The sequence below is a fragment of the Arthrobacter sp. 05L417 genome, assembly GCF_056397865.1.
Genome location: NZ_JBFTOG010000024.1, coordinates 17573 through 33902, shown reverse-complemented (window position 1 = coordinate 33902; position 16330 = coordinate 17573). Strand labels below are relative to the sequence as shown.

Below are 16330 nucleotides of genomic sequence, written 5' to 3'. Positions count from 1 at the left end.
ATCGGGCCGGACCCATTGACGGGCCAGTCTATTGACCGCGCCGTCGTGACCTCGGCAGCGACAACGGGGCGATGACCTCGTAGAGCTCCATCCGGATCCAGCGCTGGCCCGTTTCCCGGAACTCGGCCCTCGTGGCGAAGCGGTAGAGGAAGCTGCGGGCCCGCACCCAACGCGGCCGTGCGCCGTCGAACGGGTCCTGGCGCAACAAGCGCAAGGTGGGCGGATCGGCGTCGAGCAGCTTGCCCAAGAACGCGTAGAACCATTCTTCGTGCACGGTGCGCAAGGGCAGGAACCACATGAGCCAGTCGAGGCGCAGGTGGTATGGCGCCCATTGCCGGGGCAACCGGCGGACATCGCCGGGCTTGCCCTTGAAGCCGTATTCGCGCCAATCGGCCTCGTCGACGGGAACCTCGGACTGGGTGCCTTCCACCACGATTTCCACCCGGTGCCGCGTCACCGTGCCGAACGCCCCGTAGGTGTTGACCAGTTGCCATCGGTTGAAGCTGGCGTTCATGAGCTGCCCCCGCGAGAGCAGGTTGCGGATGGGCCAATAGCTGAGCACCAGAAGGAGCACCGTCACCGCGAGTACGACGGCGAGCCACCACACCGGGGTCTGCGGAACCGCCGCTGCCGGGTTCGGCCGCTGCGGGATGAAAGGCAGCACAGCGTGGGCAACGGGGTCGCTCACCGCAGCGAAGGCGAGCACGATCGCGGACCAATTGAGCCACGCGAAATTTCCGCTCCCCACCAGCCAAAGCTGCGTGAAGACGACAATTCCGGCAGCAATGGTGGCCAGCGGCTGCGGGGCGAACAGGAAGAACGGCACCACCAATTGGGCGAAGTGGTTGCCGAGCACTTCCATGCGGTGCATCGCTTTGGGCAGGAGATGCGCCTGGCGGCTCAACGGCCCCGGCATGGGCTGCGTCTCGTGGTGGTAGTACAGGGCGGTTAAATCACGCCACTCGCTTCCGCCATGGATCTTGATCATGCCCGCGCCGAATTCCAGCCTGAACAGCAGCCACACGAGCAGCACGAGGATTGTCCTGGGCGGGGGAGTCTGATCCGAACCGAGGAAGCCGACGGTGAAGCCCATTTCCAGCAGCAGCATCTCCCAACCGAAGCCGTAGAAGGTCTGGCCTACGTTGACGATCGACATGTAGAGCAACCACAAAACCAGGAACGCCGCCAAGGGAAGCCACGGCGGGCCCAGCTGCGGCAGCCCGCCCATGAGCGCCAAGGAAACGGCAAGTCCGGCGGCGCATACGGCGCGGAGCAACCTGTCCGAATACTTCCAGCGGAAGAGGCTGGGCCTGCGCAGGATCTTGGGGCCATCCACGTACCGCGGGACAGGCAGGAGCCCGTGGTCACCCAGGAGCGCGGGAAACTGGTTGAGGCTGGACAGGAACGCGATGAAATAGAGCGTGGCCGTGCCACGCTGGAGCACCTGCCGGGCGAATTCATAGTCCGGCGCCTCGAACCACGAGACCCAGTCCACAAACCAACGCTACGCCTGGGGTGCGGGATACTTAAGCAATGCAGCCGCGCAAGATCATCCTCCTCGGGTCCACTGGTTCCATCGGCACTCAAGCGATTGACGTCGTCGACTCCGCCCCCCATCTCTTCGAGGTCGTGGCGCTGAGCGCGGGTGGCGGGAACCTGGAACTCATCGCGCAGCAGGCAGTCCACACCAAGGCACAGGCAGTCGGCATCGCCCATGGCGATCCACGCGAACTCCAGAGACTCATAGGCGCTGCCGCCTCCGCCGCCGGACTCCGGAACTACGATCCGGCAATCATCACGGGGCCGGATGCGTCCACCAAGATTGCGGCGATCGAAGCGGACGTCGTGCTCAACGGCATCACGGGGTCCATCGGGCTGGCGCCTACGCTGGCAGCCCTCAAGTCCGGCGCCATCCTGGCTTTGGCGAACAAGGAATCCCTGATCGTGGGCGGTGCCCTGGTGAAGGCCGCTGCCGCCGTTGACCAAATCGTGCCCGTGGATTCCGAGCACTCGGCCATTGCCCAATGCCTCCGCGCGGGAACCGACAAAGAGGTTGAGAAACTCATCCTGACGGCTTCCGGCGGACCTTTCCGGGGCCGCAGCCGGGAGCAACTCCGTGACGTCACCCCGGCCGAGGCCCTTGCCCACCCCACGTGGGACATGGGCCTCATGGTCACCACCAACTCAGCCAGCCTCGTCAACAAAGGCCTGGAGGTCATCGAAGCGCACCTGCTGTTCGACGTCCCCCTGGACAGGATCGACGTCGTGGTGCACCCGCAATCCGTGGTGCACTCCATGGTGGAGTTCGTGGACGGCTCCATCATTGCCCAGGCCTCTCCGCCGGACATGCGGCTCCCCATTGCCCTCGGCCTCGGGTGGCCGGACCGCGTGCCCGGCGCCGCCAAGGCCTGCGACTGGACCCAGGCGACCAGTTGGACGTTTGAGCCCCTTGATTCGGTAGCCTTCCCGGCCGTGGAGCTGGCCAAGGACGCCGCGAAGCAGGGGAGCACCTTTCCCGCCGTCTTCAACGCGGCCAACGAGGAAGCGGTAGAAGCATTCCATGCCGGCAGGATCCGCTTCACTGACATCGTGGACACGGTGGAGTCCGTCCTCAGCGAACATTCAGGATCCTTGGAGCTGACGGTGGACTCGGTGTTGGATGCTGAGAGGTGGGCACGCACGCGCACCCACGATCGTTTAGCCAACAGCACCCTTTAGGAAGCAGTACTTAAGGCATGAATCCCGTCATTCTGTTCATTCTCGGAGTCGTCTTCGTCGCGATCGGCGTGGCCGTCTCCATTGCGCTGCACGAGGTGGGGCACTTGCTTCCCGCCAAGCTGTTCAAAGTGCGCGTCACGAAATACATGATCGGGTTCGGTCCTACCCTGTGGTCCACGCGGAAAGGCGAGACCGAATACGGCGTCAAGGCGATCCCGCTGGGCGGCTACGTCGCCATGATCGGCATGTACCCGCCCAACAAGGAAGATGGCAGTGTCAGGCCCTCCAGCACCGGCATGTTCCAGACCCTTGCCACCGAAGCACGGTCCGCGGCACACGAGGAAGTAGGCCCAGGCGACGAGAACAGGGTCTTCTACAGGCTGCCGGTCTGGAAAAAGGTCATCATCATGCTGGGTGGCCCGGCCATGAACCTGCTCATCGGCCTGGTGCTGACAGCGGTCCTGCTCATGGGCTTCGGAGTGTCCATGGCCACCACCACCATTGCCGAGGTGTCCAAGTGCCAAGTCAAGGCCGGCGAAACCGTCGATCCAAACTCGCCGAACTGTCAACTCACCCCGGCCGCAGTGGCCAAGCTCCAGCCCAACGATGTTGTCACCAGCTTTGACGGCAAGCCTGTGACGAGCTGGGCCGAAATGAGCGGCTGGATCCGGGCGTCCGCAGGCAAGGCCGTCCAAATCACCGTGGACCGTGGCGGCAAGAGCGTCACGACGCAAGTAACACCGGTTCTGTCCGCACGCCCCGTCATCGGCGACAACGGCCAGCAGGCCAAGGGCGCGGACGGCAAGCCGTTGTACGAGGAAGTCGGGTTCCTCGGCATCGGTGCGCAGACCGCCATGGTGCCCCAACCGGCGTCGACCGTTCTTCCTATGGCCGGCGAGAACATCAAGCAGATCGCCGGAGTCATCCTCAACCTGCCCGCCAGGGTGGTCGGCGTGGCGCAAGCGGCGTTCGGCTCCGAGCCGCGCGATCCCAACGGCCCCATCAGCGTGGTGGGCGTCGGCCGGGTGGCCGGTGAAGTGGCTGCCATGGATCAGGTTCCGCTGCAATCGCGCGTCGGTGCCCTTGTGGGACTCCTTGCCGGACTGAATTTCGCCCTGGCCGTCTTCAACCTGGTTCCGCTCCTGCCGCTCGACGGCGGACACGTGGCGGGTGCGCTCTACGAGGGTGCCCGGCGTCGAATTGCCAAGCTGTTCGGCAAACCGGATCCGGGGGCTTTCGACATCGCCAAGCTCCTGCCGCTCACCTATGTCGTGGCGAGCGTCCTCATGGCCATGAGCGCACTGCTGATCTACGCGGACATCGTCAAGCCCGTCAACCTCTTCGGCTGATGCTGTCCGACTCGGCAGACGCCGGACGCTGCCGTGGACTCCCCGGATTTGGCTTGGGGGATAGGCTATCCATATGACTGTTTTCGCTGTTGAGTACGTGTACGACGCCGAGTCCGCCGAGGTGCGCGATGCGAACCGCCCTGCCCACCGTGCCTGGCTCGCTAGCCTCGCCGAGCAGGGAACCCTGCTGGCGAGCGGCCCTTACACCGACGGCGCGGGTGCACTGCTCCTGCTCGAGGCCGCCGACGAGGCCGAGCTGAACGCCACGCTGAAGGAGGATCCGTTCGCCGCCGTCCGAGGGATCGCAGGCATCCGGACATCGGAGTGGAACCCCATTATCGGAATGCTCTCCGCCCACGCTTCCTAGCAGCATGACCGGCCGGAGTCCGGACTCCGGCCCTACGATCCACCCATTTCAACCCAAGGAGTCCACGTGACCTCGGTCAGCCTGGGAATGCCGTCAGCCCCACCCCCCGTTCTCGCGCCCCGCCGCAAGACCCGCCAGATCAAGGTGGGTTCGGTCGGCGTCGGCTCCGATTCACCCATCAGCGTGCAATCGATGACCACCACGCCCACCACGGACATCAACGCCACCCTGCAGCAGATCGCGGAGCTGACCGCGTCAGGCTGCGACATCGTGCGTGTCGCTTGCCCCTCTGCGGACGACGCCGAGGCGCTGCCGATCATCGCCCGCAAGTCCCAGATTCCCGTGATCGCGGACATCCACTTCCAGCCCAAGTACGTCTTCGCCGCGATCGAAGCCGGTTGCGCCGCAGTCCGCGTCAATCCGGGCAACATCCGCAAGTTCGATGACCAGGTGAAGGAAATCGCGGCGGCAGCACGCGATCACGGTACGTCCATCAGGATCGGCGTCAACGCCGGATCCCTGGAGCCCGGCATCCTGAAGAAGTACGGCAAGGCCACCCCGGAGGCCCTCGTCGAGTCCGCTGTGTGGGAAGCTTCGTTGTTCGAGGAACACGGCTTCCACGATTTCAAGATCTCCGTCAAGCACAACGACCCCGTCATCATGGTGGCGGCCTACGAGATGCTTGCCGAAAAGGGCGACTGGCCCCTGCACCTTGGCGTGACCGAGGCCGGACCCGCCTTCCAGGGCACCATCAAGTCCGCCACGGCCTTCGGAGCGCTGCTGTCCCGGGGTATCGGCGACACCATCCGCGTCTCCCTCTCCGCGCCGCCTGTCGAAGAAATCAAGGTCGGCAACCAGATCCTGCAGTCCCTCAACCTGCGCCCCCGCAAGCTCGAAATCGTCTCCTGCCCTTCATGCGGACGCGCCCAGGTGGACGTCTACACGCTGGCTGAGCAGGTCACAGCCGGGCTTGAAGGAATGGAGATTCCGTTGCGCGTTGCCGTCATGGGTTGCGTGGTGAACGGCCCGGGTGAGGCCCGGGAAGCCGATCTCGGTGTAGCCTCCGGAAACGGCAAGGGCCAGATCTTCGTGAAGGGCGAAGTCATTAAGACTGTCCCCGAGAGCCAGATTGTTGAGACACTGATCGAAGAAGCCATGCGTATCGCTGAAGAGATGGGGGAGGCCGATGGCGAAGATGCTGTCAAGGGTAGCCCCGTGGTTACCGTCTCGTAGTAAAGACGGCACCGGACAGGACGATTTCACCGTCCGGGTGCTCGGCGCTGCCGACACCCGGGCCCTTCGCGTGCTCGCGATGGAAGATCCGGTAGCGAACGTTTTCATTCTGGCGCACCTTGATTCAACGGGGAGCGCCGCCCCAACGTCCGGGGGCGCGAGCGTCTTTGGAGTGTTCGACGGCGACGCGCTGGTGGGTGCCTGCTGGGCCGGGGCCAATCTGGTTCCGGTGCAGCTGGACCCGGAACTGGCTTCCCGCGTTGCGGCGGTTGCACACCGGGCCGGCCGTCGCTATGCCTCGATTTTCGGGCCCGCGGAGACCGTGCTGGCGCTCCATTCCCGCTTGGAGCAGCTGGGGCATTTCGCCCACGAGGTACGTGCCGAGCAGCCGCTTCTGGCGATATCGGAACCACCCGCCGTCGAAGCCAATCCTCAGCTCGGCTTCGGGAACATCGCGGACTTCGACCGGATCCTGCCCGCCTGCGCAGCCATGTTCGAAGAGGAAGTGGGGTATTCGCCCTTTCTCGGGAGCGAGGACTTCTACAGCCGCAGGGTGGCCGGACTGATCCGCCAAGGCCATTCCTTGGTACACATCGACGCCGGCGGGACCGTGAAGTTCAAAGCCGAACTCGGGGCCGTCACGGCGCAGGCCACCCAGGTGCAGGGCGTCTGGATGAACCCTGAGTTCCGCGGCCAGGGACTCAGCGCGGGGTACATGGCGGGAGTGGTTGTCCTCGCCCAGCAGTTCGCGCCGATTACGAGCCTCTACGTCAACGAATACAACACCCGGGCACGCGCCACGTACGAGCGGGTCGGTTTCAAACGCCTCGGAACGTTCGCCACGGTTCTGTACTGACCAGCCCCGTCCTGACCAGCCCAACTATCCCCACCGCCACCCTCGCCTCGCAAGTCCCCACCGGCTCCCAGCCTTCGCAAGCTCAGGCCGGGGCCCTCGCCGGTGTGGCCCCTCGGCCAGGGAACCCTGGCGGCGTGGGCCCCCGCAGTTGTTGTCGTTTTGAGGGCTCATAACGACAACAACTGCTAGTCAGTTGGGAGGGGTGAGTTCGCCGGTGAGGTAGTGCTGGACGTTCGGGGCCACGAGCCGGACCACTTCGTCCTGGGAGGCGGAAGCCAGGGGTTCGAGCCGGACGACGTAGCGCATCAGCATGAGTCCCACCACCTGCGTGGCGACAAGGTTTCCGCGCATTTTCGCCTCCTCGGGGGAGCCTGGAATTCCCGCTGTAATCCTGGAAAGGATGGTCCGGGCCACCGTCTCCCGCAGCAAGGCCGTCTTGGCCTTGGATCCGATCGTCCCCCTGACGAACGCGACAAGCCCGTGTTGCGCCGGGCTTTCCCATAGCCGCAACACGGCGCGGACGAGCGCTTCCGCGCGCTGCGCGGGATCCAACGATTCGACGCCGGCAAGGACGTCGTCGGGATCAGCCGGGAGCTCGATGCTCTGGGCGAAGAGTTCGTCCTTGCCCTTGAAGAAATGGTGGACCATGGCCGGGTCCACTTCGGCTTCGCGGGCAACTTGCCGGAGGCTCGTCCCGTCGAAACCGTGCTCGGCGAAGAGCCGGCGCGCTGTGGCCAGGATCAGTTCGCGGGAATCGCTCCCGCCGCTCCGGCGTCCCCGCCGCACGGGAGGCGAGGCGCCGCTCATGAGGTCCGCCGTCGGAGGGTGAAGGAGGCCAGGGCCAAAACTCCCACCACGATCGCCGCCATGATTCCGGCATCCTGCCACATGGCCTGGGTCGCCTCGGTGTTGTCGGCGATCTGCTGGAGCGCATCGACCGAAAACGTCAGCGGCAGCACGTTGGAGATGCTCTCCAGGAGACTGTTCATGTGGTCCCGGGCCACGAAGAGTCCGCACAACAGGATCTGCGGTATCACCACTACCGGCATGAACTGCACCGCCTGGAATTCGGTCCGTGCAAAGGCTGAGCACAAGAGGCCAAGCGCGACACCGAGCACTGCGTTGATGACGGCGATCATCACGACGTAACCAGGACCGCCCTTGATATCCAGGTTGAAGATCCAGTAGGCCACGGCCGTGGCGACAAGCGATTGCAAGGCGGCCATGATGGAGAACGCCAACGCATAGCCGAACAGGAGATCGGCTTTGTGGATGGGCGTCGTCAGGAGCCGTTCCAACGTCCCCGAAGTCCTTTCGCGCAACATCGTGATCGACGTGACCAGGAACATCACCACAAACGGGAAGATGGCCAGCATCATGAGTCCCACACGGTCAAAGGTCCGCGGGAATCCGGGAGGCAGGGTTTCGTTCTCGAAGAGATAGTAGACGCCCGTGAGCAGGAGCGCGGGAACCACCATGATGAGCGCGACGCTGCGGTGGTCGTGCCGCAGTTGCTCCAAAACCCGCCTGGTGGTGGCGAACATCATCCGTGGATTCATGACGCCACCTGGCTTTCATTGGTACTCCGGTGCTTCGAAGTAGCGGTCGTTTCCTGGATGAAGTGCAGGAAGGCCTGTTCCAGGTCGTTGCTGTGGCCACGCTCGCTGAGTTCCGCCGGACTGAGCTGCGCCAGCAGCAAGCCGTCGCGGAGCAGGAGCAGGGAGGAACAGTGTGAGGCCTCTTCCATGACATGGCTGGACACCAGCAGGGTGGTGCCCGCTTCGGCCAAGGCGGCGAACCGTTCCCACAGCTCGGCACGCAGCACCGGATCCAAGCCAACCGTCGGTTCGTCGAGGACCAGCAGCTTCGGATGCGAGACGAGCGCGCAGGCCAGCGAGACCCGGCTGAATTCACCCCCGGAAAGGTCTGCCGTCTTCCGCCGTGCCAGTGATTCGAGCCCGACGGCGGCAATCGCCTCCGCGATGTCCGCCGCCGTGACGCCGTGCATGGCGCCGAAATACCTGACGTTCGCTTCGACGCTGAGATCCGTATAGACGCTCGGTGCCTGGGTGACGTATCCGACGTCGTGCCGCAACGACGGTGTACCGGCCGGACGCCCCAATACTTCCACGCTGCCGGCTGTGAGTCGCTGGACCCCTACGATGCAGCGCATGAGGGTTGTCTTGCCGCTCCCGGAAGGTCCGAGCAGGCCCGTGATGCGCCCGGGCTCGATGGCGAAGTCCAAGCCGCGCAGGATCTTCTTGTGGCCGCGCGTGACATGCAGGCCCTCCGCCTTGACCGCCGGAGGCGCAGGGGACATGCCTGGTGCGGGACTTCCCGCTGGGCTGTGGGACATCGCGGCCTCCGATATATTCATCAAGTGATGAATAAAAGGTAAATCGCATACACAGGCGCGTCAACTGTGGGCCTCGAGGACGGATCTGCAACGCGGGGTCACTTACGGCCCATGTCGGACCTCCGGATGGGCGCTAAGTGACCCCGCGTTGTTCGTTGCCAGGGCCAGGACCTACAAATATTGATTAGTCCAAGCCCTTGAATAAAGTGTCCACCATCACATAAATTCAGAACCAGCCGTGTCGCTGGGGCGCGGACGGACCGGCCGCTGAGCCACGCCATGGCAGGATGACCAGCCGCGCAGCGGCCAGGGGCTTCCTCGCACCATGGCGTGGCTCATCTGCGTTTGGCAGGATTAGGCAATCGGGATGGCCGGGGCCACGCTCACGAAGGTGCCGGGCGAGGGGCCCGGCTGTAAGCCGGTAGATTGGTACACAGTAGTTTTTGCCAGCTCTTGCCATAGAAACGGATTCTGACCCGTGGTCCTTCGCCTCTCCCAGCTGTTCCTGCGCACCCTGCGTGAAGATCCCGTCGACGCCGAAGTCGCCAGCCACAAACTCCTGGTCCGTGCGGGCTACATCCGCCGTGCCGCACCGGGCATCTACACATGGCTGCCTTTGGGATTGAGTGTCCTGCGCAAGGTCGAGCAGATCATCCGCGAGGAAATGGCCGCCATCGGCGCCCAGGAAGTCCATTTCCCGGCACTGCTGCCCCGGGAACCCTACGAGGCCACCAACCGCTGGACCGAGTACGGCGAGGGGCTGTTCCGCCTCCAGGACCGCAAGGGTGCCGATTACCTTCTCGCCCCCACGCACGAGGAAATGTTCACCCTCCTGGTCAAGGACCTGTACTCCTCGTACAAGGACCTGCCGCTGAGCCTCTACCAGATCCAGAACAAGTACCGCGACGAAGCCCGCCCTCGGGCAGGCCTCCTCCGCGGCCGCGAATTCATCATGAAGGACTCCTACTCCTTCGACGTCGACGACGCCGGCCTGGACGCGAGCTACGCGGCCCACCGCGCCGCGTACCTGAAAATCTTCGAGCGCCTCGGCCTTGAGGTCATCCCCGTCGCAGCCACGGCAGGCGCCATGGGCGGATCAAAGAGCGAGGAATTCCTGCACCCCACCGAGATCGGCGAGGACACCTTCGTGCGCTCGGCAGGCGGCTACGCGGCCAACGTCGAAGCCGTCACCACCGTGGTCCCGGCCGAAATCGACTTCAGCAACGCGCCTCCCGCGCGCGTCCTGGACACCCCGGACACGCCCACCATCGAAACCCTCGTGGCCGCAGCCAACCAGCTCGCTCCCCGCAGCGATTCCGACGGCGGCGCCTGGACTGGCGCCGACACCCTCAAGAACGTAGTCCTCGCCGTGACGCTGCCCACCGGCGAGCGCCAGATCGTGGTCATTGGCGTTCCCGGTGACCGCGCAGTGGACCTCAAGCGCGTCGAGGCCAACATCGGTTCATTCCTGCCCATCGCCGGCGAGATCGGCTTGGAAGCGGCCAACGAGGAAGACCTCAAGAAGATCCCGCAACTCGTCAAGGGCTACATCGGCCCCGGACTGGACCTCGCCGAAGCCGTGCTCGGCCTTGAAGGCACGTCCAAGTTGCTCTTCCTTGTTGACCCCCGGGTTGTCTCCGGCACCAGCTGGGTCACCGGAGCGAACGAAGACGGCAAGCACGTGTTCGGCCTCGTAGCCGGGCGCGACTTCGCCTGGGACGGCGTCATTGAATGCACTGAGGTCCGGGCGGGAGACGAGGCCCCGGATGGCTCCGGTCCCTTGGAAACTGCGCGCGGCATCGAAATGGGCCACATCTTCCAACTCGGCCGCAAGTATGCCGAGGCCCTCGACTTGAAGGTCCTTGACCAGAACGGCAAGCAGGTTGTGGTCACCATGGGCTCCTACGGTGTCGGCGTGACCCGTGCCGTGGCCGCCCTCGCCGAGGCCAACAACGACGACCGTGGTCTGGTCTGGCCGCGCTCCGTGGCCCCCGCGGACGTCCACGTGGTCGCCGTCGGACGCGGCGAGGAAATTTTCGCGGCGGCCGAGAAGCTCTCCGCCGAACTCGAGGCTGCCGGCCTCGACGTGATCTACGACGACCGCCCCAAGGTTTCCCCGGGCGTGAAGTTCGGCGACGCCGAGCTCGTGGGCGTCCCCACGATCGTGGCAGTCGGCCGTGGCTTGGTAGACGGTGTCGTGGAGATCAAGGACCGCCGCACCGGCGAGGCAGAAAACGTGGCAGTCGAGAAGGCTGCCGATTACGTGGTCAACGCCGTACGCCAGAAGTGATCTCCGGCTTCGAGTCGGTCCAGCTCACCACGCTCATCATGATCGTGGTGGCTGGATTCGCGGCCGGCTGGATAGATGCCGTCGTGGGCGGCGGGGGACTGATCCAGCTCCCTGCCTTGCTCCTGGTTCCGGGGATCACCCCCGTCCAGGCATTGGCCACCAACAAAATGGGCTCCATCTTCGGGACGACGACCAGTGCCGTCACCTATTACCGCCGGGTGGGCCCTGACCTCAAGACGGCCATACCCATGGCGGTCATTGCCCTCGCGGGAAGTTTCGGCGGAGCAGTCCTGGCCGCCAACCTTCCCGCGAGCGTCTTCAAACCCATCATCGTGGTGGCGCTCATCGCCGTCGCGCTCTTCACCGCGTTGCGGCCCAATGCAGGCGAGTTGACCGCCCTGCGACACGACGGCCACCGGCACTACGTCGTGGCCTGCGCCATCGGTGGCGTGATCGGGTTCTACGACGGCCTGATAGGTCCAGGAACAGGCTCGTTCCTGGTGATAGCCCTTGTCTCCGCCATGGGCTATGCCTTCCTTGAGGCCAGCGCCAAGGCGAAGATCGTCAACATGGCCACGAACGCCGGTGCCCTGTTGTTCTTCCTGCCGCACGGATCATTGCTGTGGGGCGTCGGCGCCGTGCTGGGCCTGTCCAACATGGCCGGTGGCTACCTGGGCGCGCGGACCGCCGTGAAACAAGGCAGCGGCTTTGTCCGGATTGTGTTCCTGATCGTGGTCGGCGCGTTGATCATCAAACTCGGCGTGGACGTCTGGAACGACTACTTCGCCAAGTAGCGTTTCGGATGTCGCCGGCGATGGCCGCAGGGAAGCCCCGGGCGTAGCATGCACTCATGTGGGTCGATTCCGGCGACTATGAGCAGGCACTCGGACGTGCATGGGAGCATACCCGGGAGTGGTTGAGGGCCTTGCCCGGGCGGCCGGTACGGCCAAGCACCACGGCTGACGACATCACGACAGTCTTCGGCGGACCTTTGCCGGCCAGTGGACTGGACCCGGCCGCGGTCATTGATTTCCTCGCCGAACACGCCGAACCCGGGCTCATGGCCATGCAATCGGGGCGCTTCTTCGGTTGGGTCATCGGCGGGACGGTGCCGGCAGGCATGGCCGCGGACTGGATGGTGTCCGCATGGGACCAGAACTCCGGCCTGCGTTTCGCCACCCCCGCCACAGCCGGGATCGAGGAAGCGGCCGGGCGATGGCTCCTTGAGCTGCTCGGCCTACCTGTTGGCTCCGACGTCGGATTCGCGACGGGCGCCAGCATGGCCAACTTCACGGCCCTCGCGGCGGCCCGGTGGCGCCAGTTCGCCGCCGTCGGCTGGGATGTCAACGCCGGGGGACTCCACGGCGCGCCGAAACTGCGTGTCCTCGTCGGCGCCGAGCGGCACGAGAGCCTGGACATGGCCCTGCGTTTCCTGGGGTTCGGGGCACCCGAAGTTGTTGCGGCGGACGAACAAGGAAGGATTGACCCCGCCGCGCTCCGGGCCGCCTTGGAAGCCGGTTCCGGTCCGGCAATCGTGTGTCTCCAGGCCGGGAACCTGCATTCCGGAGCATTCGATCCATTCCCCGAGGCGATTTCCGCTGCCAAGGACTACGGCGCGTGGGTCCACGTCGACGGGGCTTTCGGTCTGTGGGCAGCTGCTGTGCCGGGACTGCGGCATTTGGTCGAGGGCGTCGGGTTGGCCGATTCGTGGGGAACCGATGCCCACAAGACCCTCAACGTGCCTTACGACGCCGGAATCGTGGTGGTACGTGACGTTGCCGCCCTGCGATCCGCCATCGGCATGCACGCCGAATACCTGATGCAGGACGACCACGGCCCCGGTGATCCCATGGAGAAAGTGCCCGAGTTGTCCCGCCGTGCCCGGGGAGTGCCGGTATGGGCGGCCTTGCGTTCCTTGGGTGGTGACGGCGTGCGGGAGCTTGTCGCTGGACGTGCGGAGTGTGCCGCGGAACTGGCCCGGCGGCTTGCCGAAGTGCCCGGCGTCGAGGTCCTCAACGATGTGGTGTTCACGCAGTTGTCCCTGGCCTTCGGTTCCGACGAGAGGACGCGTGCCGTGACGGGCTACGTCATGGCCGACGGCAGGGTCTGGATGTCCGGTTCGCGCTGGCTGGGCAGGGATATCCTGCGTGTTTCGGTGACCAATTGGTCAACGGATTCGGCAGACCTGGATATCGCGGTGCAGGCTATCAAGGACGCGCTGGAGGCCACCGCTTGAGCCGGGCGCAGGAAGCAGGGACTCCGGACGGCAGGGCGTCCGGACCACTGAAGCTAATTCGAGGCGGCCAGTCCCGGTTCGGGTAGGTCGTGCGCGGCGGGCAACCCGTCGAGGGGCCGGCCTGCGAGGGTGCTGGCCACCCACAAGGAACGCGCCAGATCGCCTTCGTGCCGCGGTTTTCCGGCATACCAGAGGGCGTTTTCAACCTCGCGGACCAGGCTCCATTCCCGCGCTGCTTCACTGTCCAGTCCAGCCGCGCTGCTGAAATCAGCGCAGCGCTCCAGGAGTGCAAGTTCGGGAGCCGTGGTGGAGAGATCGCGGATACGGTTCCACAAGATCGGGGCGATCGCGAATTCTGCCTCCCCGATCTTCGGTTGCGGGTCGATCGCCACGTAAGCGCGCTTTCGGGTGGATCCGGCCCCATTCGGGGCGCCATGCGGGGTGCCATTGAGATGCGGGAGGATGTTCATGAAATGCAGGTCGCAATGCACCAAGACGTCCCTGCCCGCGCGGCGTCCGACGGCGCCTCGGGTCTGGCACACTTCCAACGCGGCCTCGAGGAGCCAGCGGGGGAAGGGTTGGCCAAGGTGCTCCCAGTCCGCGGGCAGCTCATCGCTCCAGCGCTCGGCACGTGCCGCTATGTGCTCAAACTCTTTCCATTCGGGCCGTTCGTCCGGTTCGATGCTGAGTTCCTTCACGAGCGATCCCCAGACGTCGCGGGCTTCGTCCATCGGGGCGTCCTGCAGGCAGTTGACCGCGTCGAGCCGCTCCAGGAGCATCGCGCAGGAGGCGGTATCGGCGTCGAGCAGCCTGACGGCCCCGGCGCCGTCCCACAGGGCCAGCGCATGCCGTTCAACGAGGGCCTCCTCGTGCGGGAAAGCTATCTTGAGCACCGAACGGGTGCCCTCGTAGAGGACCGGAATGACGATGCCGCCGTGGCCATTCCATGGTTCCGCGCCGGGTTCCAGGTCAACGGACAGTTGCCAGCGTTCCAAGCTGGCATTGATCAGTCCGGGCAGCCCTGAGAGCCACGCCCGCCCTTCCGCTGTGCGGGAGTAGCGTGCCTGGAGGTCGCCAGGGATCGAAACGAAGGTAGTCATCACTGTCAGCCTACCCAAGCCGGTCCGGGAGTGGTTCAGACCACTCCGGAGGAGCCCAGGAGGCTTCCGATGAAGAACGTCGCGGCAAGCGCAAGGGCTCCGCCGATGACGACGCGCACGGCGGCGCGGGTCTTCGAGCTGCCGCCGATCCACGCTCCAACGGCTCCGGTGATGGCCAGCGCGAGCAACACGGAAATGAAGGTCAGCGGTACACGCAGCCCCGGGGGCGGGAGCAGAATCGCGAGCATGGGCAGCACCGCGCCGAGGGTGAAGGCGATGGCGGATGCGAACGCCGCATGCCACGGGCTGACGATGTCGTCCTCGTCGATGTTCAATTCGGCGGAAAGGTGGGCGGCCAAGGCGTCGTGCTCCGTCAATTCCACGGCCACTTTCCGCGCGGTTTCAGGCCGCAGGCCCTTGGCCTCGTAGATCGCAGTCAATTCAGCCAGCTCTTCTTCGGGTTCCTCGGCGAGCTCCCGGCGCTCCTTCTCGATGAGCGCCTTTTGGCTGTCGCTTTGGCTGCTGACGGATACATACTCGCCGAGTGCCATGGACACCGCGCCGCCCACGAGTCCGGCGGCTCCGGCAGTGAGGATCGCGCCGGTGTTCGTGGTGGCGCCGGCGACGCCTACCACGATGGCGGCGACGGAGACGATTCCGTCATTGGCGCCAAGGACGCCTGCCCGGAGCCAGTTGAGCCGGTGGGCGAGGTCGTTGGCGTGTGGTTCGTTCTCATGCAGGGCTGCAGTTTCGATGGAAGCCATGGTACAAGCCAAGCACTCGGGGACTGCAGCCGCCAGCAAAGAAAGGCTTTCCTATGGAGACGGAGTGGCGGACAGCAGCGGCGGCAGCGCGGAGTTGTCGATCGAAAGTCCCGGGAAGGGGCCAACCGGAGCTCCCCAGGCTTGGCTGCGTTTGGCGGCGTCGACAAGCCCGTCGATGGCCCATTGGCGCGTCGCACCCTCCGACAATGCCACGAGGTCGGCGTAGGCAGTCAGCGAGCTGGACTCCATGCTTCCGAGCGCCAGTCCGGGTTTGGCGGCGAAAGTGGCAGGCAGGCGATAGCCGGCTTCCCGCGCGGGCGTGGCGATGCAATGCAGCCGGCCCTGGGCCTCCGCTCCCCGGAGCAGCTGCTGGTGGCGGGCCAACCAGGTGGCTGCCGTTGCGGACGCCTTCGCGTCCAGCCTGGTCAGGGCCACTTGGTACGCATAGATCGACTCCTGTTCGGAGCTGACGACGGCGGCAAGGGCTGCGGGCAGATCGGCCGTGGTCGGGGCCGGTCCGGGTGTCGGCGCCATGGTCGCCGTGCCGGGCGAAGCCGGGCAGCTCGGCGGCGGTGTCGGGGCGGTACTCGCCTCGGCCGGGGTTGCCGGTACCGGCAGGCCCCACGTCGCGGCCAGCCGCGATGACTCAAGCAGCTGGGCGGTCCCGACGGCGGCAAGCAGCCGTGCCATGCCGCCGTCGGCGTTAGCGGCGTCCGCCAAGCGACGGGAAGCGCTCGCGGAGAGCGCGGAGACAAAGCCGGCCCGCGTTGGGCGGTCCTGGGCGGCACTGGAGCTGGGAGAAGCCGATGGAGTGTTCGGTGCCGAAGGGCTGGAAGGTGGCAGCAGCGCCCGCGCCTGGCTTGTCAGCAACGTCACAGTGTCCGTGCTCTCCAGGAGCGATGCGCTGTCCAGGAGCGTCTCGGTCGACGAGAGCGCTTCGGAGCGGGCAGCTTCCGAAAACGGTAGCGCCTGCGGCTTTCCGGCGTCCCGCGGGAGAAGCACGGCGCCCACTCCGAGGACGAGGACTGCGAGGAAAGCCAGAAGGAGGCCTTTCATCCAGC

At 65.5% G+C, this 16330-nt stretch carries 15 protein-coding genes; 8 read left to right on the top strand and 7 right to left on the bottom strand.

The genetic code is table 11. From position 1 onward, the window contains the following. Window positions 1-28 precede the first annotated feature (28 nt). Window positions 29-1495: a lipase maturation factor family protein gene (locus tag AC1DJW_RS16745; protein ID WP_476901898.1), complete on the bottom strand. Its 1467-nt coding sequence runs from the start codon at window positions 1493-1495 to the stop codon at window positions 29-31. Window positions 1496-1533: 38 nt separating this feature from the next. Between AC1DJW_RS16745 and dxr the strand changes: the two genes are divergently transcribed. The 5 genes from dxr to AC1DJW_RS16720 all read left to right on the top strand — a co-directional run bounded on the left by dxr (window position 1534) and on the right by AC1DJW_RS16720 (window position 6523). Next, a complete protein-coding gene (gene dxr / locus AC1DJW_RS16740; RefSeq protein WP_390282697.1) occupies window positions 1534-2718 on the top strand; it encodes a 1-deoxy-D-xylulose-5-phosphate reductoisomerase in 1185 nt (394 codons plus the stop codon). 17 nt (window positions 2719-2735) lie between these two features. After that, complete coding sequence (locus AC1DJW_RS16735; RefSeq protein ID WP_284752672.1) at window positions 2736-4067, top strand: M50 family metallopeptidase; 1332 nt, start codon at window positions 2736-2738, stop codon at window positions 4065-4067. Between the two features lie 73 nt (window positions 4068-4140). Continuing rightward, complete coding sequence (locus AC1DJW_RS16730; RefSeq protein ID WP_284752673.1) at window positions 4141-4434, top strand: YciI family protein; 294 nt, start codon at window positions 4141-4143, stop codon at window positions 4432-4434. 66 nt (window positions 4435-4500) lie between these two features. Continuing rightward, the gene (ispG, locus tag AC1DJW_RS16725) at window positions 4501-5667 is read left to right on the top strand and encodes a flavodoxin-dependent (E)-4-hydroxy-3-methylbut-2-enyl-diphosphate synthase (RefSeq protein ID WP_284752674.1); all 1167 of its coding nucleotides are present in this window, start codon (window positions 4501-4503) and stop codon (window positions 5665-5667) included. Beyond that, window positions 5630-6523 (top strand): GNAT family N-acetyltransferase, encoded by an 894-nt coding sequence (locus AC1DJW_RS16720; protein WP_459340871.1) that lies wholly within the window; start codon window positions 5630-5632, stop codon window positions 6521-6523. Before ispG ends, AC1DJW_RS16720 begins: the two co-directional genes overlap by 38 nt. Window positions 6524-6712: 189 nt before the next feature. On the opposite strand, the gene AC1DJW_RS16715 is transcribed toward AC1DJW_RS16720, so the two are convergent. From AC1DJW_RS16715 to AC1DJW_RS16705, 3 genes are read right to left on the bottom strand one after another with little or no spacing between them, the layout of a single operon-like run. Further along, a complete protein-coding gene (locus tag AC1DJW_RS16715; protein WP_390282696.1) occupies window positions 6713-7330 on the bottom strand; it encodes a TetR/AcrR family transcriptional regulator in 618 nt (205 codons plus the stop codon). Then, window positions 7327-8070: an ABC transporter permease gene (locus AC1DJW_RS16710; protein ID WP_284752702.1), complete on the bottom strand. Its 744-nt coding sequence runs from the start codon at window positions 8068-8070 to the stop codon at window positions 7327-7329. The genes AC1DJW_RS16715 and AC1DJW_RS16710 overlap by 4 nt, the downstream gene beginning before the upstream one ends. Before the next feature lie 8 nt (window positions 8071-8078). Continuing rightward, the gene (locus AC1DJW_RS16705) at window positions 8079-8879 is read right to left on the bottom strand and encodes an ABC transporter ATP-binding protein (protein ID WP_476901897.1); all 801 of its coding nucleotides are present in this window, start codon (window positions 8877-8879) and stop codon (window positions 8079-8081) included. 478 nt (window positions 8880-9357) lie between these two features. On the opposite strand from AC1DJW_RS16705, the gene AC1DJW_RS16700 reads away from it, so the two are divergent. The 3 genes from AC1DJW_RS16700 to AC1DJW_RS16690 are packed head-to-tail and all read left to right on the top strand — an operon-like array spanning window position 9358 to window position 13405. Continuing rightward, window positions 9358-11169: a proline--tRNA ligase gene (locus AC1DJW_RS16700; protein WP_284752676.1), complete on the top strand. Its 1812-nt coding sequence runs from the start codon at window positions 9358-9360 to the stop codon at window positions 11167-11169. Then, window positions 11166-11963, top strand: a complete 798-nt coding sequence (locus AC1DJW_RS16695; protein ID WP_284752677.1) for a sulfite exporter TauE/SafE family protein — start codon at window positions 11166-11168, stop codon at window positions 11961-11963. The genes AC1DJW_RS16700 and AC1DJW_RS16695 overlap by 4 nt, the downstream gene beginning before the upstream one ends. A gap of 56 nt (window positions 11964-12019) precedes the next feature. Then, window positions 12020-13405: a pyridoxal phosphate-dependent decarboxylase family protein gene (locus AC1DJW_RS16690; RefSeq protein WP_476901896.1), complete on the top strand. Its 1386-nt coding sequence runs from the start codon at window positions 12020-12022 to the stop codon at window positions 13403-13405. Window positions 13406-13458: 53 nt separating this feature from the next. Here AC1DJW_RS16690 and AC1DJW_RS16685 read toward each other — a convergent pair whose 3' ends face one another. The 3 genes from AC1DJW_RS16685 to AC1DJW_RS16675 are packed head-to-tail and all read right to left on the bottom strand — an operon-like array spanning window position 13459 to window position 16325. Further along, on the bottom strand, window positions 13459-14505 hold the full coding sequence (locus AC1DJW_RS16685) for an aminoglycoside phosphotransferase family protein (protein WP_390282694.1): 1047 nt from the start codon (window positions 14503-14505) through the stop codon (window positions 13459-13461). 35 nt (window positions 14506-14540) lie between these two features. Further along, a complete protein-coding gene (locus AC1DJW_RS16680) occupies window positions 14541-15269 on the bottom strand; it encodes a VIT1/CCC1 transporter family protein (RefSeq protein WP_476901895.1) in 729 nt (242 codons plus the stop codon). Window positions 15270-15320: 51 nt separating this feature from the next. Further along, window positions 15321-16325: a DUF4439 domain-containing protein gene (locus tag AC1DJW_RS16675; protein WP_476901894.1), complete on the bottom strand. Its 1005-nt coding sequence runs from the start codon at window positions 16323-16325 to the stop codon at window positions 15321-15323. Between the last annotated feature and the right edge of the window lie 5 nt (window positions 16326-16330).